Source organism: Nitrospira sp. (assembly GCA_029194535.1).
Taxonomy (GTDB): Bacteria; Nitrospirota; Nitrospiria; order Nitrospirales; family Nitrospiraceae; genus Nitrospira_C.
Map to the genome: position 1 here is coordinate 2,182,315 of JARFXR010000001.1, position 23,707 is coordinate 2,206,021.

33 protein-coding genes are annotated in these 23,707 nt (G+C 60.4%); 17 read left to right on the forward strand and 16 right to left on the reverse strand.

The features are described from left to right. The first annotated feature begins 27 nt into the window (after positions 1 to 27). Both P0111_10110 and P0111_10115 read left to right on the forward strand, forming a co-directional pair. Positions 28 to 783: an iron-containing redox enzyme family protein gene (locus tag P0111_10110; protein ID MDF0644375.1), complete on the forward strand. Its 756-nt coding sequence runs from the start codon at positions 28 to 30 to the stop codon at positions 781 to 783. Next, a complete protein-coding gene (locus tag P0111_10115) occupies positions 780 to 1,661 on the forward strand; it encodes a formylglycine-generating enzyme family protein (protein MDF0644376.1) in 882 nt (293 codons plus the stop codon). The genes P0111_10110 and P0111_10115 overlap by 4 nt, the downstream gene beginning before the upstream one ends. A 41-nt stretch (positions 1,662 to 1,702) precedes the next feature. On the opposite strand, the gene P0111_10120 is transcribed toward P0111_10115, so the two are convergent. Genes P0111_10120 through P0111_10130 form a run of 3 tightly spaced genes read right to left on the reverse strand, consistent with a single transcriptional unit; the run spans position 1,703 to position 2,924 of the window. Beyond that, positions 1,703 to 2,383 carry a hypothetical protein gene (locus tag P0111_10120; GenBank protein MDF0644377.1) on the reverse strand — a complete coding sequence of 227 codons (681 nt, stop codon included), beginning with the start codon at positions 2,381 to 2,383 and terminating at the stop codon, positions 1,703 to 1,705. Beyond that, positions 2,376 to 2,696 (reverse strand): hypothetical protein, encoded by a 321-nt coding sequence (locus tag P0111_10125; GenBank protein MDF0644378.1) that lies wholly within the window; start codon positions 2,694 to 2,696, stop codon positions 2,376 to 2,378. The genes P0111_10120 and P0111_10125 overlap by 8 nt, the downstream gene beginning before the upstream one ends. A 3-nt stretch (positions 2,697 to 2,699) precedes the next feature. Beyond that, positions 2,700 to 2,924, reverse strand: a complete 225-nt coding sequence (locus tag P0111_10130) for a zinc ribbon domain-containing protein (protein MDF0644379.1) — start codon at positions 2,922 to 2,924, stop codon at positions 2,700 to 2,702. Between the two features lie 69 nt (positions 2,925 to 2,993). Between P0111_10130 and P0111_10135 the strand changes: the two genes are divergently transcribed. The 3 genes from P0111_10135 to P0111_10145 all read left to right on the forward strand — a co-directional run bounded on the left by P0111_10135 (position 2,994) and on the right by P0111_10145 (position 4,679). Beyond that, a complete protein-coding gene (locus tag P0111_10135) occupies positions 2,994 to 3,266 on the forward strand; it encodes a hypothetical protein (protein MDF0644380.1) in 273 nt (90 codons plus the stop codon). After that, positions 3,263 to 4,396, forward strand: a complete 1,134-nt coding sequence (gene hemW / locus P0111_10140; GenBank protein MDF0644381.1) for a radical SAM family heme chaperone HemW — start codon at positions 3,263 to 3,265, stop codon at positions 4,394 to 4,396. The genes P0111_10135 and hemW overlap by 4 nt, the downstream gene beginning before the upstream one ends. A gap of 73 nt (positions 4,397 to 4,469) precedes the next feature. After that, complete coding sequence (locus tag P0111_10145; GenBank protein MDF0644382.1) at positions 4,470 to 4,679, forward strand: hypothetical protein; 210 nt, start codon at positions 4,470 to 4,472, stop codon at positions 4,677 to 4,679. On the opposite strand, the gene cax is transcribed toward P0111_10145, so the two are convergent. Then, entirely contained in the window at positions 4,676 to 5,749 is a 1,074-nt protein-coding gene (gene cax / locus P0111_10150; GenBank protein ID MDF0644383.1) for a calcium/proton exchanger, read from the reverse strand. The two genes, P0111_10145 and cax, sit on opposite strands and share 4 nt — an antisense overlap. 237 nt (positions 5,750 to 5,986) lie before the next feature. On the opposite strand from cax, the gene P0111_10155 reads away from it, so the two are divergent. Next, complete coding sequence (locus tag P0111_10155; GenBank protein ID MDF0644384.1) at positions 5,987 to 6,283, forward strand: ATP-dependent Clp protease adaptor ClpS; 297 nt, start codon at positions 5,987 to 5,989, stop codon at positions 6,281 to 6,283. A gap of 10 nt (positions 6,284 to 6,293) precedes the next feature. Here P0111_10155 and P0111_10160 read toward each other — a convergent pair whose 3' ends face one another. Next, on the reverse strand, positions 6,294 to 6,590 hold the full coding sequence (locus tag P0111_10160) for a hypothetical protein (GenBank protein ID MDF0644385.1): 297 nt from the start codon (positions 6,588 to 6,590) through the stop codon (positions 6,294 to 6,296). Between the two features lie 222 nt (positions 6,591 to 6,812). On the opposite strand from P0111_10160, the gene P0111_10165 reads away from it, so the two are divergent. Further along, complete coding sequence (locus P0111_10165) at positions 6,813 to 7,487, forward strand: DUF3386 family protein (GenBank protein MDF0644386.1); 675 nt, start codon at positions 6,813 to 6,815, stop codon at positions 7,485 to 7,487. A 274-nt stretch (positions 7,488 to 7,761) separates the two neighbouring features. Further along, complete coding sequence (locus tag P0111_10170; protein ID MDF0644387.1) at positions 7,762 to 8,247, forward strand: hypothetical protein; 486 nt, start codon at positions 7,762 to 7,764, stop codon at positions 8,245 to 8,247. Positions 8,248 to 8,264: 17 nt separating this feature from the next. On the opposite strand, the gene P0111_10175 is transcribed toward P0111_10170, so the two are convergent. From P0111_10175 to P0111_10200, 6 genes are all read right to left on the reverse strand, one after another. After that, positions 8,265 to 9,908, reverse strand: a complete 1,644-nt coding sequence (locus P0111_10175) for a heme peroxidase family protein (GenBank protein ID MDF0644388.1) — start codon at positions 9,906 to 9,908, stop codon at positions 8,265 to 8,267. A 326-nt stretch (positions 9,909 to 10,234) separates the two neighbouring features. Beyond that, positions 10,235 to 10,972, reverse strand: a complete 738-nt coding sequence (locus P0111_10180; protein MDF0644389.1) for a TPM domain-containing protein — start codon at positions 10,970 to 10,972, stop codon at positions 10,235 to 10,237. Then, the gene (locus P0111_10185) at positions 10,969 to 11,712 is read right to left on the reverse strand and encodes a hypothetical protein (GenBank protein ID MDF0644390.1); all 744 of its coding nucleotides are present in this window, start codon (positions 11,710 to 11,712) and stop codon (positions 10,969 to 10,971) included. Before P0111_10185 ends, P0111_10180 begins: the two co-directional genes overlap by 4 nt. After that, positions 11,709 to 12,998, reverse strand: coding sequence for an NAD(P)/FAD-dependent oxidoreductase (locus P0111_10190; GenBank protein ID MDF0644391.1), 1,290 nt, complete (start codon positions 12,996 to 12,998; stop codon positions 11,709 to 11,711). Before P0111_10190 ends, P0111_10185 begins: the two co-directional genes overlap by 4 nt. 6 nt (positions 12,999 to 13,004) lie before the next feature. Then, positions 13,005 to 13,571, reverse strand: a complete 567-nt coding sequence (locus P0111_10195; GenBank protein MDF0644392.1) for a phospholipase D-like domain-containing protein — start codon at positions 13,569 to 13,571, stop codon at positions 13,005 to 13,007. Then, positions 13,568 to 13,945: a hypothetical protein gene (locus P0111_10200; GenBank protein ID MDF0644393.1), complete on the reverse strand. Its 378-nt coding sequence runs from the start codon at positions 13,943 to 13,945 to the stop codon at positions 13,568 to 13,570. Before P0111_10200 ends, P0111_10195 begins: the two co-directional genes overlap by 4 nt. Before the next feature lie 315 nt (positions 13,946 to 14,260). Here P0111_10200 and thiS point away from each other — a divergent pair, with 315 nt between their 5' ends. From thiS to P0111_10245, 9 genes are all read left to right on the forward strand, one after another. Continuing rightward, positions 14,261 to 14,461, forward strand: coding sequence for a sulfur carrier protein ThiS (gene thiS, locus P0111_10205; GenBank protein ID MDF0644394.1), 201 nt, complete (start codon positions 14,261 to 14,263; stop codon positions 14,459 to 14,461). A gap of 2 nt (positions 14,462 to 14,463) precedes the next feature. Then, positions 14,464 to 15,387 (forward strand): cysteine synthase A, encoded by a 924-nt coding sequence (gene cysK / locus P0111_10210; GenBank protein ID MDF0644395.1) that lies wholly within the window; start codon positions 14,464 to 14,466, stop codon positions 15,385 to 15,387. Between the two features lie 54 nt (positions 15,388 to 15,441). After that, positions 15,442 to 16,254, forward strand: coding sequence for a molybdopterin-synthase adenylyltransferase MoeB (moeB, locus tag P0111_10215; protein ID MDF0644396.1), 813 nt, complete (start codon positions 15,442 to 15,444; stop codon positions 16,252 to 16,254). 27 nt (positions 16,255 to 16,281) lie between these two features. Continuing rightward, the gene (gene thrC, locus P0111_10220) at positions 16,282 to 17,529 is read left to right on the forward strand and encodes a threonine synthase (protein MDF0644397.1); all 1,248 of its coding nucleotides are present in this window, start codon (positions 16,282 to 16,284) and stop codon (positions 17,527 to 17,529) included. Next, positions 17,526 to 17,798: a MoaD/ThiS family protein gene (locus P0111_10225; protein MDF0644398.1), complete on the forward strand. Its 273-nt coding sequence runs from the start codon at positions 17,526 to 17,528 to the stop codon at positions 17,796 to 17,798. The genes thrC and P0111_10225 overlap by 4 nt, the downstream gene beginning before the upstream one ends. 2 nt (positions 17,799 to 17,800) lie before the next feature. Next, positions 17,801 to 18,040 carry an NIL domain-containing protein gene (locus P0111_10230; protein ID MDF0644399.1) on the forward strand — a complete coding sequence of 80 codons (240 nt, stop codon included), beginning with the start codon at positions 17,801 to 17,803 and terminating at the stop codon, positions 18,038 to 18,040. 39 nt (positions 18,041 to 18,079) lie between these two features. Continuing rightward, positions 18,080 to 18,883 carry a molybdopterin-synthase adenylyltransferase MoeB gene (gene moeB / locus P0111_10235; protein MDF0644400.1) on the forward strand — a complete coding sequence of 268 codons (804 nt, stop codon included), beginning with the start codon at positions 18,080 to 18,082 and terminating at the stop codon, positions 18,881 to 18,883. Next, positions 18,871 to 19,386 (forward strand): M67 family metallopeptidase, encoded by a 516-nt coding sequence (locus P0111_10240; protein ID MDF0644401.1) that lies wholly within the window; start codon positions 18,871 to 18,873, stop codon positions 19,384 to 19,386. The genes moeB (P0111_10235) and P0111_10240 overlap by 13 nt, the downstream gene beginning before the upstream one ends. 144 nt (positions 19,387 to 19,530) lie before the next feature. Further along, a complete protein-coding gene (locus tag P0111_10245) occupies positions 19,531 to 19,857 on the forward strand; it encodes a hypothetical protein (GenBank protein MDF0644402.1) in 327 nt (108 codons plus the stop codon). A 30-nt stretch (positions 19,858 to 19,887) separates the two neighbouring features. Here P0111_10245 and P0111_10250 read toward each other — a convergent pair whose 3' ends face one another. The 5 genes from P0111_10250 to P0111_10270 all read right to left on the reverse strand — a co-directional run bounded on the left by P0111_10250 (position 19,888) and on the right by P0111_10270 (position 23,693). Further along, on the reverse strand, positions 19,888 to 20,097 hold the full coding sequence (locus tag P0111_10250; protein MDF0644403.1) for a hypothetical protein: 210 nt from the start codon (positions 20,095 to 20,097) through the stop codon (positions 19,888 to 19,890). 35 nt (positions 20,098 to 20,132) lie between these two features. After that, positions 20,133 to 20,327: a hypothetical protein gene (locus P0111_10255; GenBank protein ID MDF0644404.1), complete on the reverse strand. Its 195-nt coding sequence runs from the start codon at positions 20,325 to 20,327 to the stop codon at positions 20,133 to 20,135. Between the two features lie 163 nt (positions 20,328 to 20,490). Continuing rightward, the gene (locus P0111_10260; GenBank protein ID MDF0644405.1) at positions 20,491 to 22,215 is read right to left on the reverse strand and encodes an ABC transporter ATP-binding protein; all 1,725 of its coding nucleotides are present in this window, start codon (positions 22,213 to 22,215) and stop codon (positions 20,491 to 20,493) included. Between the two features lie 55 nt (positions 22,216 to 22,270). Beyond that, a complete protein-coding gene (gene def, locus P0111_10265) occupies positions 22,271 to 22,801 on the reverse strand; it encodes a peptide deformylase (protein MDF0644406.1) in 531 nt (176 codons plus the stop codon). A gap of 94 nt (positions 22,802 to 22,895) precedes the next feature. Beyond that, positions 22,896 to 23,693, reverse strand: a complete 798-nt coding sequence (locus P0111_10270) for a HEAT repeat domain-containing protein (GenBank protein MDF0644407.1) — start codon at positions 23,691 to 23,693, stop codon at positions 22,896 to 22,898. Positions 23,694 to 23,707: the final 14 nt, after the last annotated feature.

Below are 23,707 nucleotides of genomic sequence, written 5' to 3' on the forward strand. Positions count from 1 at the left end.
GAGTCGGTGGTCAGGAAGGCAACCAGCATGTCGAAGCGTATGACCAAAGCCCGTTTCCAAGAAGAAATCCTCTGCATCATGGATCGCAAGGATCACTGGGCTTGGCCGTTTTTTGCCGAGGGGACGATTCCCCTAGACCGTCTCAAGCGACACTTTCAACAGGAGTATGAGGTGTACGTCCGGGATTTTCCCGTGTTCCTCGCCCAAATCCATGGACACAATCCCCCGCCGGCCGTCAGACGGATGTTGGCTGAGAATATCTATGAAGAGGATACCGGCGGCCTCTCATTGGGCAAATCGCACCCTGATCTGTTTCTCAGCATGATGAACGGCCTCGGCTATGCGGGACGGGATTTCGACCGGGTTCAACTCCTTCCGGCAGCCGGACGTTACCGGGCGTGGCTGGAACAGGCGTCGGACCACCGCCATTGGGTGGTCGGGGCGGCGGCCATGACGGTATTTGTGGAGGGCAGCGTCAAGGACCGGAGGGAACTCGCGGAGCCGTCGAAACCCAAGACCGCGGAGGAAGTGGAAGCCGTCATCGGTGAGCATCCTCTGGTCAAGCACTATGGTCTCTCGCCCGATTGCATGGATCTGATCCGCGCCCATCAGATGGTGGAAGCGGGGCATCGGCACGATGCCTATGATATGGTAGTGAATTACGCCGTAACAGGCATTCAACAGCAGACGATTCTTTCCTGCCTCAAGAAATGTTTGGCGCTCTGGCTTGCCTATCGCGACGCAGTGGCCCGTGCGTGCGGCCTGACCAAGACGGGCGCGTGATCCTTTCTCGTCGCGTTGCTCCCCTTCTGCTGGCCGTACTCCTGTCTTGTCCCTGTGTCGTCTTCTCTGCTCCACCGCCGATGGTGTTGGTTCCGGCCGGAGAATTTCCGATGGGCTCGCCGTCCGGCGGCGACGGCCTGCCGGACGAGCAGCCGCAGCGGCTGATATATGTCAGCGGCTTCTACATCGATGTATACGAAGTCACGAACGAAGCCTATGAACGATTCGTCGATTCAACGGGGCATCCGATGCCCGAGAATTCCAACCCGCGCGCCACTCTTTGGAACAATCGTCATCCCTTAGCGGGTACCGAGCGCCATCCGGTCGTCAACGTCAGCTGGCTCGATGCGGCGGCATTCTGTCGGTGGGCAGGAAAGCGGTTGCCGACCGAAGCCGAATGGGAAAAGGCCGCACGCGGTTCAGACGGCCGTCTCTATCCCTGGGGCAACGTGTGGAACCCATCCTGGGCGAACAGTGCCAGCTATTGGGCCGGCCGGAGGATCGATTTCGCCAACTCGACGGAATGGGAAGCATTCTGGATCCACGGAGAGGGAGCGCAGCTTGCCAAGGCCAAGGGGCTCAAGGGTGAAGTGCTGACCTTGCCGGTCGGCAGTTTTCCCCAGGGAATCAGTTCCTACGGGCTCCATGACATGGCAGGCAATGCGGCCGAATGGGTCCAGGACTGGTACGATCCCAATTATTACCGGTCGGCCCCTCTCACGGACCCCAGCGGTCCTGAGCGAGGCGCGATCAAATCCATGCGTGGAGGATCGTGGTTGAAGCCGGCCGTCAGCCTTCGAACGAGCGACCGTGACTGGGGCACGATGGACAGTCGTCCGAGCGGCACGGGCTTCCGCTGTGCGAAAGATGCGTTTTGACGGTGGCGATCTCCAACCCCATGCGGGTGTCATAGTTATGACTATCGCATCAGCACATAATGAATCTGCTCCAGGCGGACAAACGGCATGATGAGTCCCACCCCTTCTTGGTCATGCGAAAAGTCGTACACGAGGGATTCGTCCGGCAGCAACCGGCCGGTCATGAGCACGTCGATGTTCCGCGGGAACGGGTGATCCGATCTCGGGTCCAGAATCTTGGCCGACGCCTCGTCGGCGACCACGACGAGATTCCCCGGCGGCTCCTCGGCTTTGAAGCGGACGATCCCCCACCGGGTCTGAATGAATTTCGGACCGACGGCGACGGGAAATCCGCCGACCTGTGGATCGAAGGGTGAAAGCTCGCCGATCCAGGCGAATGTGACGAGCCATGACAGCGCGGGATTTCCCTCACGTTGCGCATCGCGCTCGCGATTGAGGGAAAACAGCCGGTCGTCGTGCCCGGGATCGTGATGGCCGTGTCCATAGACCACCGGCCAGTCGGGCGGTCGCCCATCGAGTTGGTCCAAGAGCCGTTCGATCGGCACTGGCTCGAGCATCAGGTGCGTGGAGAGCGGCAGAAACTCGCTGAGCTGCGCGGGGTCGGAGACGATATGCAACGGGCCGCGCCCGTTCACATCTTGGGCGGCGGCATTCGGCGCGGAGAGGAGCGCAGTGAGACAAAAAGTCGCGAGCCACGCACGCCGTACGGTGGAGTTAGTCATTCGCCCGCGCGAGGGCCTGTTCGAAATCCGCCACGAGGGCTGTGACGGACGGATGGGCGGAGGTCACGATGCCTAACTCGATCAAGAGAGCCAATCGCGGCTCCGGATCGATCCGCCTGAGAGCCTGCTTCGTCAGTCCCTCGGCCGCAACGGCCTTCCGGTACGTCGTCAGCCATGATTCCGTCACAGCCGCCAGTCCGGGATCCGTGGACTTCATCCGACCCGTCTTGACCTGCTGAAGCAGCTTGACCAAGGGGTCGGACTGCGCGATCGCGGTGATGGCCTGCTGCAAGGCCTGCTCTTCAGCCTCCATAAGTCAATTCATGGAGCAGGCCCCGGGACCTCGCGGATCACCGCAACTCCCGCACGCACCTCCTCCCACAGACGTCGCCGACGATTCAGTCGCACCGACACCGAAGGCGGAGAACTGCTTCTCCGCCTTGACCGACCGGCAGTGGGGGCAGGCGGCCTGCATCGATCCCTGAATCAGCAGCTCGAATCGATGATTGCAATCGCGACAAACATATTCGAAGATAGGCATGGTTAGGCTCCTTTGTCGGAGCGTCATTATAGAATCGTCTATTCGGCCTTGCAATCCGTCAGGAGACCAATGCATCGAGAAGAAAAGACCTTTCGCCTCCGCTTCAGCTTGGAGGTGTCATTTCCCGAGGATTATGAAGGTGAGGAAGACGAATTTGCCTGGGTCCACGATTGGGAAGCACGGATCAAGCCGCAACTGTTGAAGAGTGTGTTCGACTCGCTCCGGCAACATCCGGCTTGGAGCGCGCACATCCGCAATCGCGGGATCTCTCCGGTCGACGAGATCGAGGTCGTGGTGTCACGGGACTATTCCGATCCACAGCCCTTCCGCATTCGATCATGAGCCAGCCTCTCGGTCTGTATGTCCACATTCCATTCTGTCGGCGCCGGTGCGACTTCTGCTCGTTCTATCTGGAAGTCCATCATCAGGCTGCGGCCGACAGGTTTCTGGCTGCACTGCACACCGAGATGGCGCTCCATGCGCGGCAGGACGATGTGCGGAGACGGCCGCTGAGTTCGGTGTATTTCGGCGGTGGAACCCCCACGGCCTTGGAGACGTCGGACCTGATCGGTATTCTCGACGGGATCCGAGGGCATTTTGAATTGTCGGTCGATTGCGAAGTCACGATCGAAGCGCATCCCGCCACTGTGGTCATGAAGGATCTCTCGGCGCTTGCGGGCGCCGGATTCACCCGAATGAGTTTCGGGGCCGAATCGATGGAGGACCGCGAACTCGCCGGCATCGGGCGCGCTGCGCTTGCCGGTGAAACGGTTGTCGCCGTGCAGCAAGCCCGCAAGGCCGGCTTCACGAATATCAATCTTGACGTGATGTACGGGCTTCCAGGCCAATCGATGGCCAGTTGGATCTCGACGCTGGAGCGGTGTCTCGACCTGAGTCCCGTACACCTCTCGTGCTACGCCCTGACCGTCGAACCCGGGACGGCGCTGGCCGGGGATATCGAAGCCCGCCGTTGTTCGCCTCCGGATGAAGCGCTACAGGTCGCCATGGACGAGGCGGCTCACGCTCTGTTGAGCGCGGCCGGATACGAGCGATACGAGATATCGAACTACGCCAAACCTGGGCACATGTGTCGCCACAATCTTCTGTATTGGACGCATGGCGCTTACTTGGGGCTCGGCCCGAGCGCGCAATCTTTTCTGAACGGCGCTCGGTTCGGCAAGACGGCGAGCTTGAATGCCTATCGAACGGATTTGGCCGCACAGCGGCTGCCACTGTCGGATTATGCCGTCTTGTCCGACCAGGAACGCCTCAGGGATTCCGTGATCTTCGGGCTCAGGTTGAGCCGGGGAGTCCCGACGGCCAGCCTCTCCGCCCACGGCACGAATTACGGCCATGGCCGCACGATCAGACGCTTACGCGACGGACATCTCATCGAAGAAGTGGATCGGTATACCAGATTGACGGCCAGGGGACGTCTCTATGCGGACCACGTTGCGGAACAGCTGTACTGATGTCTCGACCGCAAGATTGACTTTTCCTTTCCCGGCGGAGGAAACTGGACGAAAGGCTCGGGAGGAAACACACGTGCCGGTGAACATGGATCCAGCCAAGAAGCGTCGACGGGCGCATTCGCCGGCAGCGACGCCCACTACTCAACCCGACCTTGCCGCCAAGCCGACGTCGCCTGGCCAGTATGGCGAGGAGACGGAAGAGGATCGACTGAAGGCCCTGGCGGATGCCGAGAGCAAGAATCTGTGGGACGCCACGGAAGTCATCGACATGGATCGGTTCTAGGCAGGCAGGAAAAAAAACGCCACCGCCAGCATTGCGTAGACTCCCACCAGCATGACTCCTTCCATCCAGTGTGATTCGCCGTCCATGGCGACGAAACCGACGATCAGCACGGACATGGTGACGGCGGCGACCTCGAAGGGCGTGAAGATCAAGTCGAGCGGCCTGCCGAAAAGATAACTGGCGAACACGAGGACCGGCGCGACCAAGAGCGCGATCTGAAGGCTGGAGCCCACCGCGATTCCGAGTGCCAGATCCATCTTGTTCTTCACCGCCACCATGACGGCGGTCGAATGTTCGGCGGCGTTGCCTACCAAGGCCACAAGCACCACGCCGACGAAGAGTTGCGTCATACCGAGGCGGTGGGCCGCCGGCTCCAAGGCTCCCACGAGCGTCTCGCTCATGACGGCAATAAGCACGGTGGTCACACTCAGGACCACGGTTGACTTGGCCTGGCTCCATTGGATTTCGCCGAGGTCGGCAGGGCCATGTCCCTCGCCGGCATAGACATGACGGTGTGTCTTCAAGGAAAACACGAGACTCAACACGTAAATGGCGAATAATACAATGGCGATCTCGAGACTCAGCTCTCGTTCGACCGCTGCGCCTTGCGAGGCGGCCGTCAGATGAAAGACTGCGGGGATAATCAAGCCGACGGCGGCCAGAAGCAGCAAGCTGGCCCCCATGCCGGCCGCCGTCTGGTTGAACTTCTGCCGTTCGTATTTGATGCCGCCGGCGATCATGGCGGCGCCGAGCACGAGAAGGATATTGCCCAGAATCGATCCGGTGAGCGACGCCTTGACGACGTCATGCAGGCCGTTTCGTAACGCCGCCAGCGCGATAATCAACTCCGCGGCGTTGCCGAGCGAGGCGTTGAGCAGGCCCCCGATTCCTTCTCCGACATGGGAGGACAGGTGTTCGGTCGCGCGTCCGAGGACACCGGCAAGCGGAATGATGGCCAGAGCGGAACAGACAAATACCGCGAGCGGGTCGGCGTGGAACAGCTCCAGTGCCACCGAGACCGGGACAAAAATGAGCAAGACATCGAGCCAAGATCTGAACAAATCCTTCATGGTCTGCACCCTAGCATGGGACCCCGGCATTGTCGATGAATGGTGCCAGACGGTTCTGACCGTAGCGACATGCGAGAACCGTTCGATGAACGAAGGGTGCGGATATGATGGCGGGAAAATGAGTTGCGATGCGCTCCGTCAGTCAACGACTGCGAAAGAAGCGGCTCGAGTGACTCCTAGGCTGTCTCGACCTGGATGTTCATCGCAGCGCGCAACTCTGCTAGAATTCCGGAGCCTATGGCGGAATCCCCCACACCAGTCGCGACTCCCTTGGCTACGGAAACACCTTCGACCGGCGCTGGCGACGGTCTCGAGGCCCGCGTCGTCGTCTACAACTGCGACTGTCACACCTACCAACAGGTCATCGGGCTCTTTTGCGAATGTATTCCCGGGATGACCGCGTCCAAAGCCTTCGAGTTGGCCTGGAAGATCGATCATCATGGAGAAGCCGTCGTGTTCACCGGCGACTGGAAACAGGCGGAGGAGATTGCCGGAAAGCTGGGCAACGGCGGGTTGCGGGTGGCGGTTCAATAGTCGCGACGGATCACTTCTTGTGTTTCGCGGGCCGATCCTTCGCCGAGTGAGGAACGGACTTCTTCACCGGCGCAGCCTTTCCCCGTTGATGCTGGTCTTTCACGTGGGCATGCTTCGCGGCCGCGGCTCCTTTCGACTGTTTTGCGGAGGCCCCTTTGCCCTGCAGCTTGTGTGTGCCGGCCGCGCGGTTCAGTTTGTTGACCATTTCGCTGTTGTAGACACGAACTTGATACAGTTCAAAGAGTTTAGCCACGGCCTTCTGGTCGCCCTTCTTCGCGGCATTCAGAAGACGTCGCCGCTGGTTCATCTCTTCTTCTTCGGTATGCGACGCTGCCCTACGTTCCATCTCGCTTCCCCCGATTCTTCATCGCTGCAGCTCCCCCGCCGGGAGGGAGATCCGGAAAAATTGTCGAACTATAACAGAGTCGAAAGACATTTGAAAATGCTCCCATTGAGGGTGGCTCCGGAAGATGAGTATAATCAGTCGTCACAGGAGCTCTTATAGACCTTCACTCTTCTGGAGAACCCCATGGATGCACAGACGCCAGAGCGACCGACCGTAGCCGACGATCCCCGCGCGCGCGAAGCCTTGAGAAAGGCGTTTGAAAACACAGCCCGGTGGCAGAAAAACTTCAAAGGGTTCACGGCCGATCTGGCCGTCAACGTCGACGGGGCGGAGACCGCCGGGGCGATCATGGTCAAAGGCCCCCGTGAGGTTTCGGTGCAACTGCCCGACGGTGACATTCAGAAATGGGCGCAGGAGCAACTGGGCATGATTGCCGTTCATCGCGGACCGCGCAGTTTCGAGGAGTCCGACGGAAAGTATTCGCTGACCATGGAGGAGGATGGTCATCCGCTCGGCGTCAAGCTCCACATTCACGGCTCCAACTCGTTTTATCGATTGAAGAACGACCGGATCACCCAGATCAATCGGACGATGGCCCACCCCGGCATGGCCCCGTTCGCGTTCACGATCAACGTCGAGGATAGTGCCGTCACCCAGGACGGCAAGTATCTCACGACCAGATATACGGTCTACTACTACTCCCCCAAAGACGGCAAGCTGAACAACGTGGAGAGTTTCACCGACAGCCACGTACGGGTCGGGGACTCCGACCTGCCCGGTACAAGACGAATCATCAGCTATGAGAACGGCCGCGTGGTGGTTAAGAGCCTGACGTTTTCCAATCACCGGCTGTTGTGAATGGATGGAGCTTGGTGGGTGATCGCCTGGTTTCAGCAGCCGGCCGGACCTCGGTCGCCGGTTGCATTTGGACCAGGGGAATACGGCTCTCCTGCTCAAGGGGTCGAGGGCTGCGGAGGGTCTGAAACGGTTCAACATCTATCGGGATGCCGTCGCTCTTCTGCGAACAGACCTGACCAGTTGGGGCGATCCTCAGCATTTATTAGAAGAGGGACGCGTCGTCCCGCGCCGCCGGGCGACGGTATCACATCAGACTGGAGGATAGATTGACGCCATGAGAAGAGCTTGCGGGATATTCGACGGTGGACGAGTCTGCGCGCTGGTTACCCTGGCACTCCTCTCCGCCGCATGTGAAACGCTCAATTCGGAGACTCTTGTCAAGGATGCGCTAAGCGAGGAACTGAGAAAAGAGACGACCCTTGATTCCGTACTTCCTTCCGGCTGTCCGACCTTGACGATGTCGCTCCCTGAGGGAAAGCAGAGGGTGATTGTGTCCTATCGCGAACCGTCTCAGGATGAGCATGGCATAGCATTGACCACACTCGCCTTCACGACTATTTATCTCACCGGGCCGCAATCGAAGACGACGGCGTTCCGTATCTGGACCAATGACGCCCGCGGCGGGGCGCAGGTGACGGTCAACGACATTCCGGTTTCGGACCGTGAAGTCGGCGTCTGCGTCACCGCCACCAATTGGGGTCGCAAAGAGTCGAGCCCCGGGACTGCGACGCCTGCTTCAGGCGCCGCAGCTTCCCGCTGATGTCGTTACCCAACGCGTTAGTTCAAGGGCGGTACCACGCCGGCAAACCGGAGGAGGTCGGTGACTTTGAAGTCGCCGGCCGTCGCAGACGGCAAGGTCGGCTTCCAGTTCCGATCCGCCGCCAGATATGAACTGCGATCCGCCTTGAGCAGGCCGATGAACACTTCTCCCACGATCCGTCCTCCCACCGGTCCCATCCGAACTCCCTCTTCCAGGAGTTGAGCCTCCTTGAGCACGTAGTACCAAAGCGGCGTGCTTCGATCCATGTTATATGGCTGCAATTCAGTCAGCTGGGCCGGTGTGAGCACCTGCACCCCCATGAGCCGGGCGATAGCCTGCCCGGACGGCAGTCCGGAGTTGACGTGTCGCATCAGATTGCGGGACGCCAGCGATTGTTCCCCGTCCTGCGGCATGCCGGGAGCCGGACCCCGTGATCCCAGCAGGTGCATCAGCGGCGTAGACAATTTGGCGTCGATGCGCTTGTTCGAGCGGAAGTTGCCGTCTCCGAAATTAAAGAAGGTCTGCCAGTCGATGAAGCGGCGGGCGGCCCGCTTGCCTCCGCGCATGTCGGCCGGATCCGGATCGTTCGGATCGTTGCTGTCGTCGAAGATGAAGACGAACACCGGATTCCCGCCGTCCGGCCCGAAGTTGGTGCGGTAGCTCGGACGAACTTGGGAATGGCCGAATCGATAGGCCGCCACCGAGAATTCCACCGGGATCTGCGGGCTGCCGCGTAGATTTCTGAACCGCACATCGTCGCCGTTATAGAATCTCGTGCCGCGCCGTAGGATGTCGTCCACCCGATCCTGTCCGATGGTCATCGGAAGAAATTCATGGAGCACGATCCATTGATAGTGCCACTGGACCATGCGCTGCGCCATTTGAAAAATGCGGTCCGGGGGGGCCTTTGCCAGCAGCGGCTTCGCGCGCAGATTGTCGATCACGGCGTTGTGAAAGCGCAGCATCGCCAGGTGAAATTGGCTGATGACGATGTTTTCGTCGTTTCGACTGTCGCCGATGACGGCATTGTTGTTGGCATCGCGCGGCACATCGTAGCGGACCGCTCCTTTGCGCGATACCGCTTCCGATCCGGGTATCGCTTCGATGCGCATCTTGATGTCGCCGGAACTGCGATCGTACAGTTCCGGTGAACCCTGCGGACCCGCGCCGTACACGCTGTCGAGGTCGAAGGCGGCGGTGCGGAAATTCGTCGTGCGTCCGGGATCGCTGTTTTGCAGCAACGGCGACTTGAGATCGAGCGTCAGGTCATGGTCGATGAACTGACCGAGAAAGGTGACGCCCGCCGTCATGTTGGGATTGTCTGGATTATTCGGGCTGAACACGGCCGGGTTCGTGATTGATTGGATCGGATCGGTCAACAGATCCTTCGCATCCAGAATGCCGCCCGCCTCGCCGACCTTCTTCGCCTTGTCCCGCATTTCGTCGGTAGCGGGGGCGAAGGGTGGAAGACCCGGAAACATGCGGATGAACGAGTCATCGGAGCGCGACGGCTGTCTCGGCTCTTTCAAGAAGAGCGAGTCTGCAGACATCGCCGTGAACGGCGCCACGGCCGCGATGGTCGAGCATCCGACCATGGTGGCCAGCAGAGCGGACACGAAATGGGATCGGTTGGCGAGATGGAATCGATTTGCAGGCGGCATGATTCCTCCTTTGGTTGTCCGGATGGTGATCGTGCCTGAATCGGGATGCGGTTCTTGGAAGTTCGGGGAGAGGGCCAAGCAAACCGCCTGCCAGACCGGTCATTCTCCGGATGGGAGGACTTCCGTGATAAATTTCAGGGCGATGAGTCGCGTGAGGCGCGGGTGAGGGGTTGAACGATTCACCGAACTGTCATGTAGAAACGTAGGAAATACCGTACGGAGGAATTGTGCTCGAAAGACAAGCACGTTGTGCCTTGATCGTCTAGATCTTCATGTGTAGGCAAATGAGGTCATGCCGCTGCGTGGCCGAGCATCGCTGGTGGCGTCTAGGTATATCCCTCTCCACTCGTTCCTCCTCCGAACCCACCCCAGTTGCCGCCGAATCCGCCCTGTCCTGTTCCCCAATATTCTGCTTTCCTGATCCGTCGATACGGATGCCGAAGATCCGGCCGACTGATCCACCAGAGAAACAGCAACGCGCCGAGACTCGTCAGAATCGTGATCCAAATACCCAATTTGCGGTAATGCGTTTTGGAGAGGGCTCCGGTTCTGACCTCTTGGGAGGCGGACGCCAGCGCGACCACGGTTCGGTAGAGTCCTTCGTCAAAATGTCCCCGTTCCACAGCCGGATGGAGATACTCGCTGCCGACATGGTTCATCACAGCGGGCGTAATGACCGGCAACATCTGCCTTCCGAGTGTCATGGCCGCCTGCCGCTCGTCGACGGCCAGGAGAACGAGAATACCGTGTTCCTGCTGGGTCGAGCCGATGCCCCATTTTTCGTACAGCGCGCCGGCGTATTCGTTGGCCGAGCCGAATGGCTTGATCGTCGGAACGGTCACGACGACCATCTCCACACCGGTCTTTCGCTCGAGGTCCTGGCAGACCGATCGGATTCTCGCTTTCCAATCTGCATCCAGAATTTGGGCGTGATCGCTGACATAGCCCATCGGATCCGGCAGTTTGACCGTCGGCCGGTCATAGGGGCGGGCCGAGGTCGACCCCGAGGCCGTTCCAAGGAGCAGCATGAGCGCAGCCAGGATCAGGAGAAGCTTGTGCATCATCGCAGCGTGAGCGCGGTGGCGGACAGGATCGAGACGGCGTGGAGGTAGCGATCGAACAGGCGTGGAACTTCACTCCGCCCTGGAGTGATCTGCCCGCGTTTGAGCGCCAGGGCGTCGCGCAGTCCTTGCAAATCGATCTTGAAGTGTTCGGCCATGTCCGAGATGGCGGCGTCCGAATGTGTCGAGACCGGCCGGTTCAGCAGCCGCTGAAGTCCCCTGAGGAGCGGAATGACGGACGTCACGGACAGCGGCAACAGAATGGTCACCGCATCGTCGGCGCCGCCCGCCTCGGCAAAACGCTGGCGGAGGCGAAGCACATGGCCGACAAATCCTTGGAGAACCTGATCGCCGAGGCGGTCCCTGTTGATGTGATAGCCGACGAACGGATCGCGCCCCCCCAGCACGCGATGGCAGTCCTGAATTTCCAGAAACTCTAGGGGAAAGAGCGCCGAGAGGCCGTTCAGTTCCTGCTCCGCGAGGAACAGCGGCACGACGATTTGTTCTTTGCTCCAGCGTTTGTGCAGCGGTGCATAGGCTCGAAGCATCGCCGCGTCGTAGGAGGTCATCAGGAGCAGCATATTGAGATTTGAACGGCCAGGAAGGAATTCGCCGCGGACGGCGCTCCCGTAGATGAGCAGGCCTTCTACCCTCTCGCCGAAGGCCTGCTTGACGTCCTTGGCGTAGCTCTGCACGATCCGTTGCGTGTCGTCCGGCAGTCCCTCGATGACGCGTTCGCTCATGGTCCTCCGTTGTGGGGGATGGCCGGGGGATGACCAGCGCGAAAATCCGGAAGAAAACCCGCGGCGATGACGCGATCGAGGAGCGTGAACGGTTCCGTCGTCCGGAGGCCGGCGGTCGTCGAAAGAACTTGATACCGCAGGCGCGCGTTTTTGTCCAACGTCCGGAACACGCGGTCCCGCAGAAAGGCGATGGCGGGATTGCCGGTGTTCCAGTAGAAGACTTGCTGGTCGGCCAGCCGCTGCAGCATGGTGACCTGAGGTCGGCGCGCGATCTCGTAGGCGCGCAGGCGCTGCGACGAACAGTCGTCGTCGCGGAGACAATCCGGAAGCAGGTCGGCCAGGGTCATGGCGTCGACCATGGCCTGCATCCGCCCCTGCGAGGCATGCGGGTTCATCGCATGAGCCGCATCGCCGATGAGGACGGCTCCGTTTCGGACCCAGGTCGGCGTCGTCACCCGTCCCGTCGGCATGTAGGCGGTTTGATTCCAGTCGGTCAGCCCGTTGAACAAAGCGGCAAAATTCGGGGCGATGGCGCTCCACGTCTGCTGCAACGCCGGAATCCCGCGCTGTTTCACGGCGTCGATCGACCCGCCCGGAATCATGTAAAACAGGTAAACCTTTTTGCCTGCGGCGGGAAACATGCCCAGAATTTGTCGGTGTCCGACGTAGTAGAACGAATCCGTGAGTTCCTGCTCGGTCTCGATGATGGCGATCAGATAGCCTTCGCGGTAGACATGCACCGAGGCCGGAATCGCCAGCGCCTCGCGCACTTTCGAAAACGCCCCGTCGGCGCCGACGACGACCTTCGCGCTGATGGTCCGCGCCCCGTCGGGACCTTCGCATCTCAGGCCGGTGACACGGGTATCCTTCGACAGGATGCCGGCAAAGGACGTCCGGTATCGGAGACTGACGCTGGGCTGTCGTTCGACGGCCGCGACGATGGCATGGTGCGCCACGTTCGGAAGCGTGACGATGGCGCGGTTGAAGGGCGCCGGCAAATCGCCGTAGTCGACCGTGCAGAGTCGTCGGCCGCCCGCGCGGCAGAAATGGAAATGCCGCACGGACCTGGTGGCCTCGGCCGGTAACGATTGCAGGACGCCGAGCCGGTCCAACACCGCCTGCCCGTTCGGTTGCAGGATCTCGCCCCGGAGACCCTGCGGCGGTCCCGGCGCCTGATCCACGACGACGGTGCGGATCCCCTTCTGTGCCAGGGCCAGGGCGAGGACCGCCCCTCCCCCGCCGGCTCCCACTACGGCCACATCGGTTTCTTCAACCTGCTCGGCCATGGCCCGTCATTCCTCAACCCAGGGTTCGAACCGTTCCCGATCGTTCCACATCGCCAGGAATTTTTCACGGGCCTTGACCGTCGTCGCGTGATCCGTGACAACGTCGAGCCGTTCGTCGTTGTATCGGTTCCCGCTCGTCGTATGATTCATGGAGCCGGACGTGTTGACGGCGTCGTCGATCACGACCTGTTTCAAATGCATCAGCCCGTCGTGTCGATTGACGCGGATGGGAATGCCCGCAAGGCGAAGGATGCGGAGCGCCCTCCGCTGCTTGACGTCGAGCGCGCGCTCCTGGTCCGTAATCAGCCGCACGTCGACTCCCCGTTTCCTGGCCGCCACCAGCCCTTCCGCCGCGCGGGGCGAGGTGAATCCGTAGACCGACACATAGATGTAGCGTCTGGCTTGGTCATACAGCGACACGACCCTGTCGAGCGGAGCTTCTTCCGGAGCATAGTAGATCTCGATGGTGGCGCCGGCGGCCTGACCGTCGAGCGCGCCGTGCAGAACCCACAGCAGACAGACCGCAAGGACACATCTGTTCCGGTTGAGACTGGAAGCCGGGCGGCCGTTCATTCGTTTTCGAACAGCAGCTTGAAGTGGTCGTCGGTCGTGGCCCACGCGTGGGGAGCGTTGCTCGAGAGCCATTCCCGCAGGAATTGCTTCTGGCCCGGTGTCAACAATTGCTTGATCTGATGCGTGCGTCCCTGGAGCGGCTGCAAAAACCCGACTCGACGCTGGAAATCCAACGTCGCGGTCCTCACATACATGTTGGTGTACGCCGACGGGGCATCATCTTCGCCGTCGCCCTGAATCCAAACCGACAAAAACTTCTCTAATTGGAGACCGGCGCTGTCCATGGCCGGGTCGGTCTCATGGAACAGTTCATTCTCGGATTCCCTGAGCGGTGTTGCGTCGCTCGCCCGGAACATGAAATTGCGTTTCCACATACCGCACTCCTCTCTCGAAGTCGTGCATAGTGGCGGTGCATCCGTGGCAATGTCAAGCAACGGCCTTATGCCCTCGGTCGTGGGTCGGTTCGCCATCGGCAGCACCGACGTCTGTCCCTCCCGCGGAAGCGGGAATCCAGTCAAGGCCTACTCCTCCGCAGCGAGTCATGATCCCGCAGTGGTTGCCCGTCTGCGCAGGCATGACGCAACAGGAAACCGATCCGCTACCGTGGGCTCCCGTTCCGTTGACTTTCGTGCTGGCAGTTTGTTAACCTGTCTGAATTCTTTAATCCCTGGGCCAAGTTAGGAGCTTTCATGCAGGTCAAGATCAACGGCAAGGTCGAAGAGATATTCGGGGGAACGGTCTTGGACTTGCTGCAAGCCAAAAAGATTGAGCCCCAGATGGTGGCCGTAGAGGTCAACGACGCCATGATCGAGCGCGCTCAACTGGCCACGACGATGCTGAAGGAAGGCGACCGACTCGAGTTCCTGTTCTATATGGGGGGCGGTTGCTGATCATGCCCCTGCACAAAGAGATCACCGAGGCGATCGGGCACACGCCGCTCGTGCGCCTGAACCGGCTGAGCAAGCCCGGCAGCGCGACCATCTACGGCAAGGTCGAGTTTTTCAACCCGGGCGGCAGCGTCAAGGATCGAATCTGCCTCAATATGATCAACGAGGCGGAACGGCAAGGCAAGCTCAAGCCCGGCGGTACGATCGTCGAGCCGACGAGCGGCAATACGGGCATCGGATTGGCTCTCATCTCTGCGGTCCGGGGGTACAAGCTCATTCTCGTCATGCCGGAGAGCATGAGCATGGAGCGTGCAAGCCTGTTGTCGTCGTATGGAGCCCAGTTGGTGCTGACTCCGGCCTGGGAAGGCATGAAGGGGTCGATTCGTGAAGCGGAAAGTTTACTCGCACAGAATCCGTCGTATTTCATGCCGGATCAATTTTCGAATCCGGCGAATCCAGCCATGCATCGCATGACGACGGCTCCGGAGATTCTCGAGGCGATGGACGGAAAGATCGACGCTTTTGTCGCGGCTGTGGGGACGGGGGGCACGATCACCGGGTGTGGAGAGGTGTTCAAGGAGCATAATCCGAACGTCCAAGTCGTCGCCGTCGAACCGGCCGGCTCCCCTGTTCTGTCCGGTGGAGAACCGGGTCCGCATAAGATCCAAGGAATCGGAGCGGGGTTCATTCCCAAGGTGCTGAACCGGAAGGTAATCGACCGCGTCACGACGGTGACGGACGACGAAGCCTACCAAACGGCCAAGCGGATCTCCAAGCAGGAAGGGATCCTGGTCGGGATTTCGGCCGGCGCCAATGTCTTCGCCGCACAGAAGATTGCGGAAGAACTGGGACCGGGGAAGAACGTGGTGACGATTCTGTGCGACACGGGTGAGCGCTATATCAGCATTGAAAAGTACTTCAATATCTGACGTGTGAAGCGGCTCTCGTCCGGATTCTGGCGCTTCACGCACGACGAGCGAGACATGGAATTCACCGAAGAACAAATCAACCGATACAGCCGCCACATTCTTCTGCCGGAGGTTGGCGGGAAGGGTCAGAAGAAACTCGCCAAGGCGCGGATTCTCCTGGTCGGCGCCGGCGGCCTCGGATCGCCAGCGGCCCTCTATCTGGCGGCGGCGGGAGTCGGCAGGCTGGGGCTGGTCGACAGCGACGTGGTGGACGTCACGAACCTCCAGCGCCAGATTCTGCACCATACGCCCGATATCGGACGCCCCAAGGTCCTGTCGGGAAAGGAAAAGATCCAAGGCCTCAATCCCGACGTGGCCGTGACGATGTACGAGGAGCGGTTGACGGCGGGCAATGCCGCCAAGATTTTCCAAGACTACGACGTGGTGATCGACGGCGTGGACAACTTTACGGCGAAGTTCCTGATCAACGACGCCTGTTTCTTTGCCGATAAACCGTTGGTGCACGGGGGGATTCTGCGCTTCGATGGGCGCGTCACGACCATCGTGCCGCGAAAATCCGCCTGTTACCGTTGCGTGTTCAAGAATCCTCCGCCGCCCGGGTTGGTGGCCTCTTGCCAAGAGGCCGGCGTCATCGGCGTGCTGGCCGGCGTGATCGGTACGATTCAAGCGACGGAGGCGCTGAAACTCGTGTTGGGCATCGGTCGCCCGTTGACCGATCGCCTGCTCGATTTCGATGCGCGCAAGACGCAGTTCAGGGAGATCAAGGTGAAGCGCAATCCCGCGTGCGCCTTGTGCGGCGAGCATCCGACGATCACGGAATTGTCCGACGAGGGGGATCCGTTCGCGGGCTGTGCGGTTCGACCGTAACCACACAATGTCGAAGGTGGTGTCACGATGGCCAAGATGAAAGCGTTGACGTGCCGCGAGTGCGGCAAGGAGTATCCGACCAAAGCGATCCACGTCTGCGAGATGTGCTTCGGTCCGCTCGAAGTGAAATACAACTACGACGAGATCAAGAAGACCGTGTCGCGGCAGAAGATCGAGGCGGGACCGCGCAGCATGTGGCGTTATGCCGATTTGCTGCCGGTGGAAGGCCCCGCCTTCCTCGGGTCTCATGCGGGCTTCACGCCGTTGGTGCGGGCGAAGAATCTCGGAGCCTATCTCGGGCTGGACGAGCTGTACATCAAGAACGACACGGTGAATCACCCCACCCTGTCGTTCAAGGATCGCGTCGTCGCGGTCGCGTTGACGCGCGCGCGCGAGCTGGGCTTCGAAACCGTGGCCTGCGCGTCGACCGGCAATCTTGCAAACTCGGTGGCGGCCCATGCCGCCGCGGCCGGCATGCGTTGCTATGTCTTCATCCCCGGCGATTTGGAAGCGGCCAAGGTGCTCGGGAACCTGATCTACAAGCCGAATGTGGTCGAGATCGAGGGTAACTACGACGATGTCAACCGGCTGTGCAGCGAAATCGCCGGTGAACACGGCTGGGCCTTCGTCAACATCAACATCCGTCCGTATTATGCGGAAGGGTCGAAAACGCTGGCCTTCGAAACGGTGGAACAGCTCGGCTGGCGCACGCCGGACCAGGTCGTGATTCCGATGGCCTCGGGCTCGCTCCTGACCAAGATTTGGAAGGGGCTCCATGAGATGAAGGCGCTCGGGCTCATCGACGAGGTCCGGACCAGGATCAACGGGGCTCAAGCGGAAGGCTGCTCGCCGATTTCGACGGCATTCAAGGCCGGACGGGACTTTTTCAAACCGGTGAAACCCAAGACGATCGCCAAGTCGCTGGCGATCGGCAACCCGGCCGACGGCTACTACGCCTTGAAAGCCACGGCGGAAAGCAAAGGCGCCATGGACATGGTGTCCGACGAGGAAGTGGTGGACGGCATCAAGCTGCTGGCCCAGACCGAAGGTATTTTCGCCGAGACGGCGGGCGGCGTCACGATCGGGGTCCTGCGAAAGCTCGTCAAACAGGGCACGATCAAGAAGTCCGACGTGACGGTGGCCTATATTACCGGCAACGGTCTCAAGACCCAGGAAGCCGTGATCGACGCCGTGGGCCGGCCGGTTCGGATTTCTCCGAGTTTGGTGGCTTTTGAAAAGACGTTCAAGATGGGGAAAAATGGTGGTGACGCATGATTAAGGTTCGCATTCCGACTCCGCTCCGTCCGTTGACGAAGGGCAAAAGTGAGGTCGAGGCGCAGGCCGGCAACATCGCGGCCATGATCGACACGCTGAATCAGGCCCACCCGGGCCTAAAAGACCGACTCTGCGATGAAACCGGCGAGCTGCGGCGGTTCGTCAACATCTACGTCAACGAAGAGGATATCCGGTTTCTCAAGGGGAAAGAGACGTCGCTGAACGACGGCGACGAAGTGTCCATCGTGCCCGCCATCGCGGGAGGTTGACCATGTCCAACATGCGCTTTCATATCCGTTTTCCGGAAGAGAAGATTAAGGAACCGGTCATCTATCAGATCGGCCGGGAGTTCAAAGTGATCACGAACGTCCGGCGCGCCGATGTCCGTGAAACGACCGGGTGGATGGACCTCGAGCTGACCGGCGAGACCGCCGAGATCGAACGCGCGGTCGACGGGCTTCGCAAAAAAGGCGTCGTCGTCGATCCGATCGAGTTGAACGTCGTGGAATGATTTCTGGCGTCACGATTCACCAGGCAGATGCGATCAATCATGGAACTGACCGAACAGCAAGTCCAACGGTATAGCCGGCATATCATTCTTCAAGAGGTCGGAGGAAAAGGGCAACTCAAGCTCGCCGGCGCCAAGGTGCTGTTGATCGGCGCCGGAGGCCTTGGCTCACCGGCCGCCCTCTATCTGGCCGCCGCCGGAATCGGGACGATCGGACTGGTGGACGGCGACGTGGTCGATCTTTCCAATCTCCAGCGACAGATCCTTCATTCCACCGCCAGTCTCGGGCAGCCCAAAGTCGAGTCCGGCCGGAACACTTTGGCGGCGATCAATCCGGAGATCTCGATCAAGACGTATCATCAGCTCGTCGACGCCGACAACATCCTGCCGCTGATCAAGGAATACGATATCGTGCTGGACGGGTCTGATAATTTCGCGACGCGATTTTTGGTGAACGACGCCTGCTTTTTCGCCAAGAAAACGTTGATCTCCGCCAGCATGTTCCGTTTCGAGGGTCAGCTGACGACGATCAAGCCGCATGCCGGCTACCCCTGCTACCGATGTCTGTATCCGGAACCGCCGCCCGCCGGTTTGGTGCCGAATTGTCAGGAAGCCGGGGTGCTCGGTGTCTTGGCCGGCACCATGGGCGTGCTGCAGGCGTCCGAAGCGATCAAGGAGATCCTCGGCATCGGTGAGACCATCGCCGACCGCCTGCTGATCTATGACGCGCTTGAAATGAAATTTCGCAAGGTCGGGCGCCCCAAGGATCCGGCCTGCCGCCTCTGCGGTCCCAGCCCTTCCATTACGGATCTGAGCACGGACTACACGGTCACGTGCACGATTTAACCGTTCCCCAGCCTATCCTCGACGAACTCGTGGAGCATGCGCGAACGCTGGACCCCTATGAATGCTGCGGGTTTCTGGCCGGGACGGGGAAGACCGTCAGCCGCATGTACCGCATCAAGAATGTCGTCGGCCTCGAAGGCGCCGCCGATGCCGCCGCCTTCGACGAAGCCAAAGTCCGACACCTGTCCCGGCTCTCTCCGGAAGAACGCGCCGAGATCGCCTTCATCATGGATGCGCGAGAGATGTTCCAGGCCGTCAAGGACATCAGGAACAGCGGTCTGACGCTCCAAGCGGTCTATCACTCCCATCCCCATGATCCAGCCAGGCCGTCCGTCACGGACATCAAAATCGCCGAGGACTGGGAAGAGAACTGGGCGCGCCTGAACCTCGCGCTCCCCCTGTATCTGTTGATTTCACTGCAAGATAAGGCTCATCCGGACATCCGCGCCTATTGGATCACGCGGGGGCGCGTCACCCCGGCCGTGCTCTCCCCCTCCCCCTGACGATCGTCTCAACAGGCCGGCGGCACACACCGGAGAGTCCCGGCAATCTACCGTCTCGAATCGCCGAATTTCCGGTTTCCTTCTCGAGACTCAGGTGCGATAATGCCGGCTTATCATGTCCTCTCATTGGAAGGAGCGATCGTGATGCCGTTGATGCGTACGATTCATCTCGCCGGGTTTCTGATCCTCATCCTGCACGGCACCGGGCTGGCCGAGGAGAAGAGTTTCTACAGTCCGGTCATCAACCTTGAGCCCGAAAATCATCGTATCCTCATTTCGACGCTGGGGTCGGTGTTCTGGATCGAGGTGCCCGAAGCGGGATGGCCTCACATGGAAAAGTTGCCGATCTCGGGGCTCGTCGATTTTGTGGTAGAGATGAGAGGTGACGGAAAGGCGCCGCTGATCAGGACATGGAAGGTGAAGTCCGGGGAGTCGACCTGTATGTACTTCGACGGAAAGAGCTGCAGCTAGCGGGCGAGTCGGCGGGAGCGTCGACTATTCCTATTCCGAACTTCCCAGCATGTCGTCGATCAACGGACGATTGATGTCCGTGCAGCCCATACAGATCGTATCGAACAGGGCCTCATGGTCCGCGACGAAGTTCTTGTGATCCACCAGCCTCTCGATCAAGACCTGGCTGTGACAGCTGTCGCAGAGCATCATCAATCCCCGCGTGACTGATACGGTTTTGCGCCCGATGCTCCCTGCCATCGCTTCGTGATCCCCCTAACGGTTTCGCTTCCCCTTCACACCGACCCCTTCTGCATGGCCACGAAGAAATCTTCCGCTTCCAAATCGATGCCGCAGGCGGGGCATTCGTGTGGCTGGTCGACCGGTGGGATCGAAAGTTCCGTGCGGTCTACGCGCCCTCGACAGACGTGATAAAACCGCCCTCGGGCATGTTCATTATCCAGCGGATCATTTTCGTAGATCAAGACCATATTTCTTCCTGTTGCGTCGGCTTGTGTCTGGGGACTGACACCCTTCCCCGCGTCTGCCTGTCCGCCGCATGGCTTCGGCAGGCGGGCGCGTGGTGTCTGTCCCCGTTCAAACCGGAACGGGCACCCGTGCAGTTGCAGTAGAAGCTTTCATGAATAATACGGGCTACGTCTGGAACTGCGCTTCGTACAGTCCGGCGTAGACTCCGCCCTCCGCCATGAGCCGATCGTGAGTCCCCTGCTCCACAAGCCGCCCCTTCTCGATCACCAAGATCCGATCCACGTCATGGAGGGTCGTCAGCCGATGCGCGATGATGAAGGTGGTCCGTCCCTTGGTCAATTCGTTCAAGGCTTCGCGGATCTTCACTTCTGTTTCGGTATCGATATTCGAGGTGGCCTCGTCGAAGATCACGATCGGCGGATTCTTGAGCAGCACCCTGGCGATCGACACCCGCTGTTTTTGACCGACCGAGAGCTTCACGCCTCGCTCTCCGATTCTGGTTTCGTACCCCTCTGGAAGGTCGAGGATGAAGTCATGGGCTCGCGCGGCCCGTGCCGCCGCCTCGATGCGCTCATCGGCCGCCGCCAAATCGCCGTACAGAATATTCTCCCGTACGGTGCCGTTAAAGAGGAAGGGCTCCTGCTGAACGTAGCCGATTTGGCGGCGCAGATACTCGAGCGGCACGTCCCTGACGTCCTGGTCGTCGATCAACACCGCCCCGCCTGTGACGTCGTAGAACCGCATCAGCAGCTTGAGCAAGGTGCTCTTGCCGGCGCCGCTGGGCCCGACCAACGCGATTCGTTCCCCGGCCGAGACCGAGACGGACAACCCGTCCAGAACCGGCACCTCCGGCCGGTACCGAAACTCGACGCGATCGAACCGCACCTCCCCGCGCGCCTTGCCCGCCGGAGCCGACGCACCCGGCGCATCGGCCACGTCGGGCTTCGTATCCAGCACCTCGAAGACCCGATCGCTGGCCGCCAGGGCATGCTGCAGCAGATGGTTCACGGAATGAATCTGATTGATCGGGACGTAGAATAAGCTCAGATACGAGAGGAAGAGCACCAGCTCGCCGAGGGTCAATCGTCCGGCCGAGACCTCCCCCGCTCCGTACCAGAGAATGAGCACGGCGCCGAGGCTTCCCACGAGAATCATGCCGGGCGAATAGAGAGACCATAGGTACATCGCCTTGAGGTTGGCGCTGCTATAGGCCCGGCTCAGACGGTCGAACCGCTCTTGTTCGTGCGCCTGTCTGCCGAATCCCATGGTCTCCCGGATACCGGAGAGGGCGTCCTGAATGTATCCGCTGATCTCGGCCGCGCCTTGGCGGATATCATGGTAAAACCCGTGGACCTTCGTGGTGAATCGGCCGGCCGCCCACATGAGGAAGGGAATCGGCACCAGCGACAGCACCGCCAGCTTCCAGTTCAGCGCGAAGAGCATGATCGTGATGCCGATCAGCGTCAGCGAGGCCGTAAGCGCCGCTTCCACTCCGTCGATGAAGATGCGTTCCACATGCTCGGTGTCGTTCGTCACGCGCGACATGATTTCGCCGGTCGAGCGATTCTCGAAGTACGTGAGTGACAGCCGCTGGACCGCGGCGAAGACCTCACTGCGGAGTTCGTGCACGACGGTCTGTTCCAGGGTGTTGTTCAATCGGATCCGCAGGGAGGCAAACACGTTCTTGCCGATATAGGCGATTACGAGCCCGGCGAGCGCCCAGGGAAGGAGCGCTTCCTGCTTGGCCTGAATCACGTCGTCGATGACGATCTTGACGATCCACGGAGGCACCAATTCCATGGCGGTGGCGCACAAGGCGCACAGCAGCGTGGCGGCCGCCAGGCCGCGGTGGGGCCGCAGATACTGTAAGACACGCAAGAGGGATTTCACAACGATTTGCCAGAGCCAAGGCCAAGACGAAGGCCAAGGGCAAGGGACGGATCGTTCAGATGACCGGAGTCGGTTCCTTCCGCCAGTACTTGTCGAATTCCGTCAGTTGAGTGAGCGTGGACAGGTCCGTCATCCGATCCAGGAACAGTTTGCCGATGAGATGGTCGCTTTCATGCTGGATGCAGACGGCATACAGCCCATCCGCTTCGATGTCAACCGACTTGCCGTCGCGGTCCAAGGCTTGGACACGGATGACCGAGGGCCTGACGACTTTGCCCCGCAGACCGTCGACGCTCAGGCAACCTTCCCAGTTTTCTGCTTGCTGCGGGCCGTAATAGACGATCTTGGGATTGATCAAGGCCGTCTCAGGAAATCCACCGTCCCCTTCGCATCCCATTACGACCAGTTGGATCGAATGGGAAACTTGTGGCGCAGCCAAACCGATGCCGGGCTCATCCAGCATGGTCTCGAGCATGTCGTCGATCAGTTGCTGGAATTCCTTGGTGTGGATCTCGCGGACATCTACCGGAACTGCGACCTTGCGCAGGATCGGATTGCCGAGTTTTGCGATGGGAAGCACTGCCATAGGCCGGCGGACGTCCTTTCGTCACTGTACACGGAACACCACGCGTCGGATCTTCACATATAACATAGCGATTTTCGTTGTCGCAAGGCGCGTCTCACCCCGGTTGGGGCGCGGAACGACGCCTCGGCTCGGGAAGCTGGAACGAGTCTTTTTCAATGTTCCACCATTCGGTCCATTCCCCGGTCCATTGTGTTCGATCCTCTTTGGTCGAGGTCTCCCAGTCGTGAAATTCGGTTTCGTGGCGCGTCAGAATCCAGAGAGACTGCACGGCCGACAGCCCCACGAAGCGTTCATCGTCGGCAATCATATCGATCAGGATCGGGATGATCGCCTTGTCCCTCACATACCGGGCCTCGAATGCGGCGGTCTTCCGAATCGACGAATTGGGGTCCTTCGACATGACCTGAACCGCTTCGGGAGTTTTGGACGGGTCCAGTCGAATCGACACGCGGAGCGCATGCTCGCGTACGCGGGGAATCTCGTTCGGATCCTTGGCGGTCGTGATCAACGCCGGGACGGCGGCCGGCGCCTTCAGCATGGACAGGGTTTCGATCGCGTTGTATCGGATTCTGGGACCCGGCATCGTGAGCGCCTTCACGAGCACCGGCACCGCCGGCTCGCCCAGATGCACGAACTCGCCCATGGCCCAGAATTCCTGTTTTCCCTCCAGCAGCGGCAGCAAGGCTTCGGCCCGCTGCAGTTCTTCCTGGCTCAACGGCTTGGTATTTTGCGGAACGGTCTCGGCCGGCGCGTGCTGGGTCGTCGGAGGCATCTCATAGGGCATCTGCGCCGGGATCGGCGCGGGCCGGTCGAGGGCGAATGCCGCCAGCGGTGCGGTAAGACAAGCTGCTACAGTCGCTCGGGTGATGACGTTACGTACTCTGGTGCGCACTGGTTCCCCTTTCG

Coding starts and splice junctions, on each gene's coding strand:
- P0111_10110 (MDF0644375.1), top strand. CDS start 28: ATGTCGAAGCGTATGACCAAAGCCCGTTTCCAAGAAGAAATCCTCTGC.
- P0111_10120 (MDF0644377.1), bottom strand. CDS start 2,383: ATGACTAACTCCACCGTACGGCGTGCGTGGCTCGCGACTTTTTGTCTC.
- P0111_10125 (MDF0644378.1), bottom strand. CDS start 2,696: ATGGAGGCTGAAGAGCAGGCCTTGCAGCAGGCCATCACCGCGATCGCG.
- P0111_10130 (MDF0644379.1), bottom strand. CDS start 2,924: ATGCCTATCTTCGAATATGTTTGTCGCGATTGCAATCATCGATTCGAG.
- P0111_10135 (MDF0644380.1), top strand. CDS start 2,994: ATGCATCGAGAAGAAAAGACCTTTCGCCTCCGCTTCAGCTTGGAGGTG.
- hemW (MDF0644381.1), top strand. CDS start 3,263: ATGAGCCAGCCTCTCGGTCTGTATGTCCACATTCCATTCTGTCGGCGC.
- cax (MDF0644383.1), bottom strand. CDS start 5,749: ATGAAGGATTTGTTCAGATCTTGGCTCGATGTCTTGCTCATTTTTGTC.
- P0111_10155 (MDF0644384.1), top strand. CDS start 5,987: ATGGCGGAATCCCCCACACCAGTCGCGACTCCCTTGGCTACGGAAACA.
- P0111_10160 (MDF0644385.1), bottom strand. CDS start 6,590: ATGAACCAGCGGCGACGTCTTCTGAATGCCGCGAAGAAGGGCGACCAG.
- P0111_10165 (MDF0644386.1), top strand. CDS start 6,813: ATGGATGCACAGACGCCAGAGCGACCGACCGTAGCCGACGATCCCCGC.
- P0111_10170 (MDF0644387.1), top strand. CDS start 7,762: ATGAGAAGAGCTTGCGGGATATTCGACGGTGGACGAGTCTGCGCGCTG.
- P0111_10175 (MDF0644388.1), bottom strand. CDS start 9,908: ATGCCGCCTGCAAATCGATTCCATCTCGCCAACCGATCCCATTTCGTG.
- P0111_10180 (MDF0644389.1), bottom strand. CDS start 10,972: ATGATGCACAAGCTTCTCCTGATCCTGGCTGCGCTCATGCTGCTCCTT.
- P0111_10185 (MDF0644390.1), bottom strand. CDS start 11,712: ATGAGCGAACGCGTCATCGAGGGACTGCCGGACGACACGCAACGGATC.
- P0111_10190 (MDF0644391.1), bottom strand. CDS start 12,998: ATGGCCGAGCAGGTTGAAGAAACCGATGTGGCCGTAGTGGGAGCCGGC.
- P0111_10195 (MDF0644392.1), bottom strand. CDS start 13,571: ATGAACGGCCGCCCGGCTTCCAGTCTCAACCGGAACAGATGTGTCCTT.
- P0111_10200 (MDF0644393.1), bottom strand. CDS start 13,945: ATGTGGAAACGCAATTTCATGTTCCGGGCGAGCGACGCAACACCGCTC.
- thiS (MDF0644394.1), top strand. CDS start 14,261: ATGCAGGTCAAGATCAACGGCAAGGTCGAAGAGATATTCGGGGGAACG.
- cysK (MDF0644395.1), top strand. CDS start 14,464: ATGCCCCTGCACAAAGAGATCACCGAGGCGATCGGGCACACGCCGCTC.
- moeB (MDF0644396.1), top strand. CDS start 15,442: ATGGAATTCACCGAAGAACAAATCAACCGATACAGCCGCCACATTCTT.
- thrC (MDF0644397.1), top strand. CDS start 16,282: ATGGCCAAGATGAAAGCGTTGACGTGCCGCGAGTGCGGCAAGGAGTAT.
- P0111_10225 (MDF0644398.1), top strand. CDS start 17,526: ATGATTAAGGTTCGCATTCCGACTCCGCTCCGTCCGTTGACGAAGGGC.
- P0111_10230 (MDF0644399.1), top strand. CDS start 17,801: ATGTCCAACATGCGCTTTCATATCCGTTTTCCGGAAGAGAAGATTAAG.
- moeB (MDF0644400.1), top strand. CDS start 18,080: ATGGAACTGACCGAACAGCAAGTCCAACGGTATAGCCGGCATATCATT.
- P0111_10245 (MDF0644402.1), top strand. CDS start 19,531: ATGCCGTTGATGCGTACGATTCATCTCGCCGGGTTTCTGATCCTCATC.
- P0111_10250 (MDF0644403.1), bottom strand. CDS start 20,097: ATGGCAGGGAGCATCGGGCGCAAAACCGTATCAGTCACGCGGGGATTG.
- P0111_10255 (MDF0644404.1), bottom strand. CDS start 20,327: ATGGTCTTGATCTACGAAAATGATCCGCTGGATAATGAACATGCCCGA.
- def (MDF0644406.1), bottom strand. CDS start 22,801: ATGGCAGTGCTTCCCATCGCAAAACTCGGCAATCCGATCCTGCGCAAG.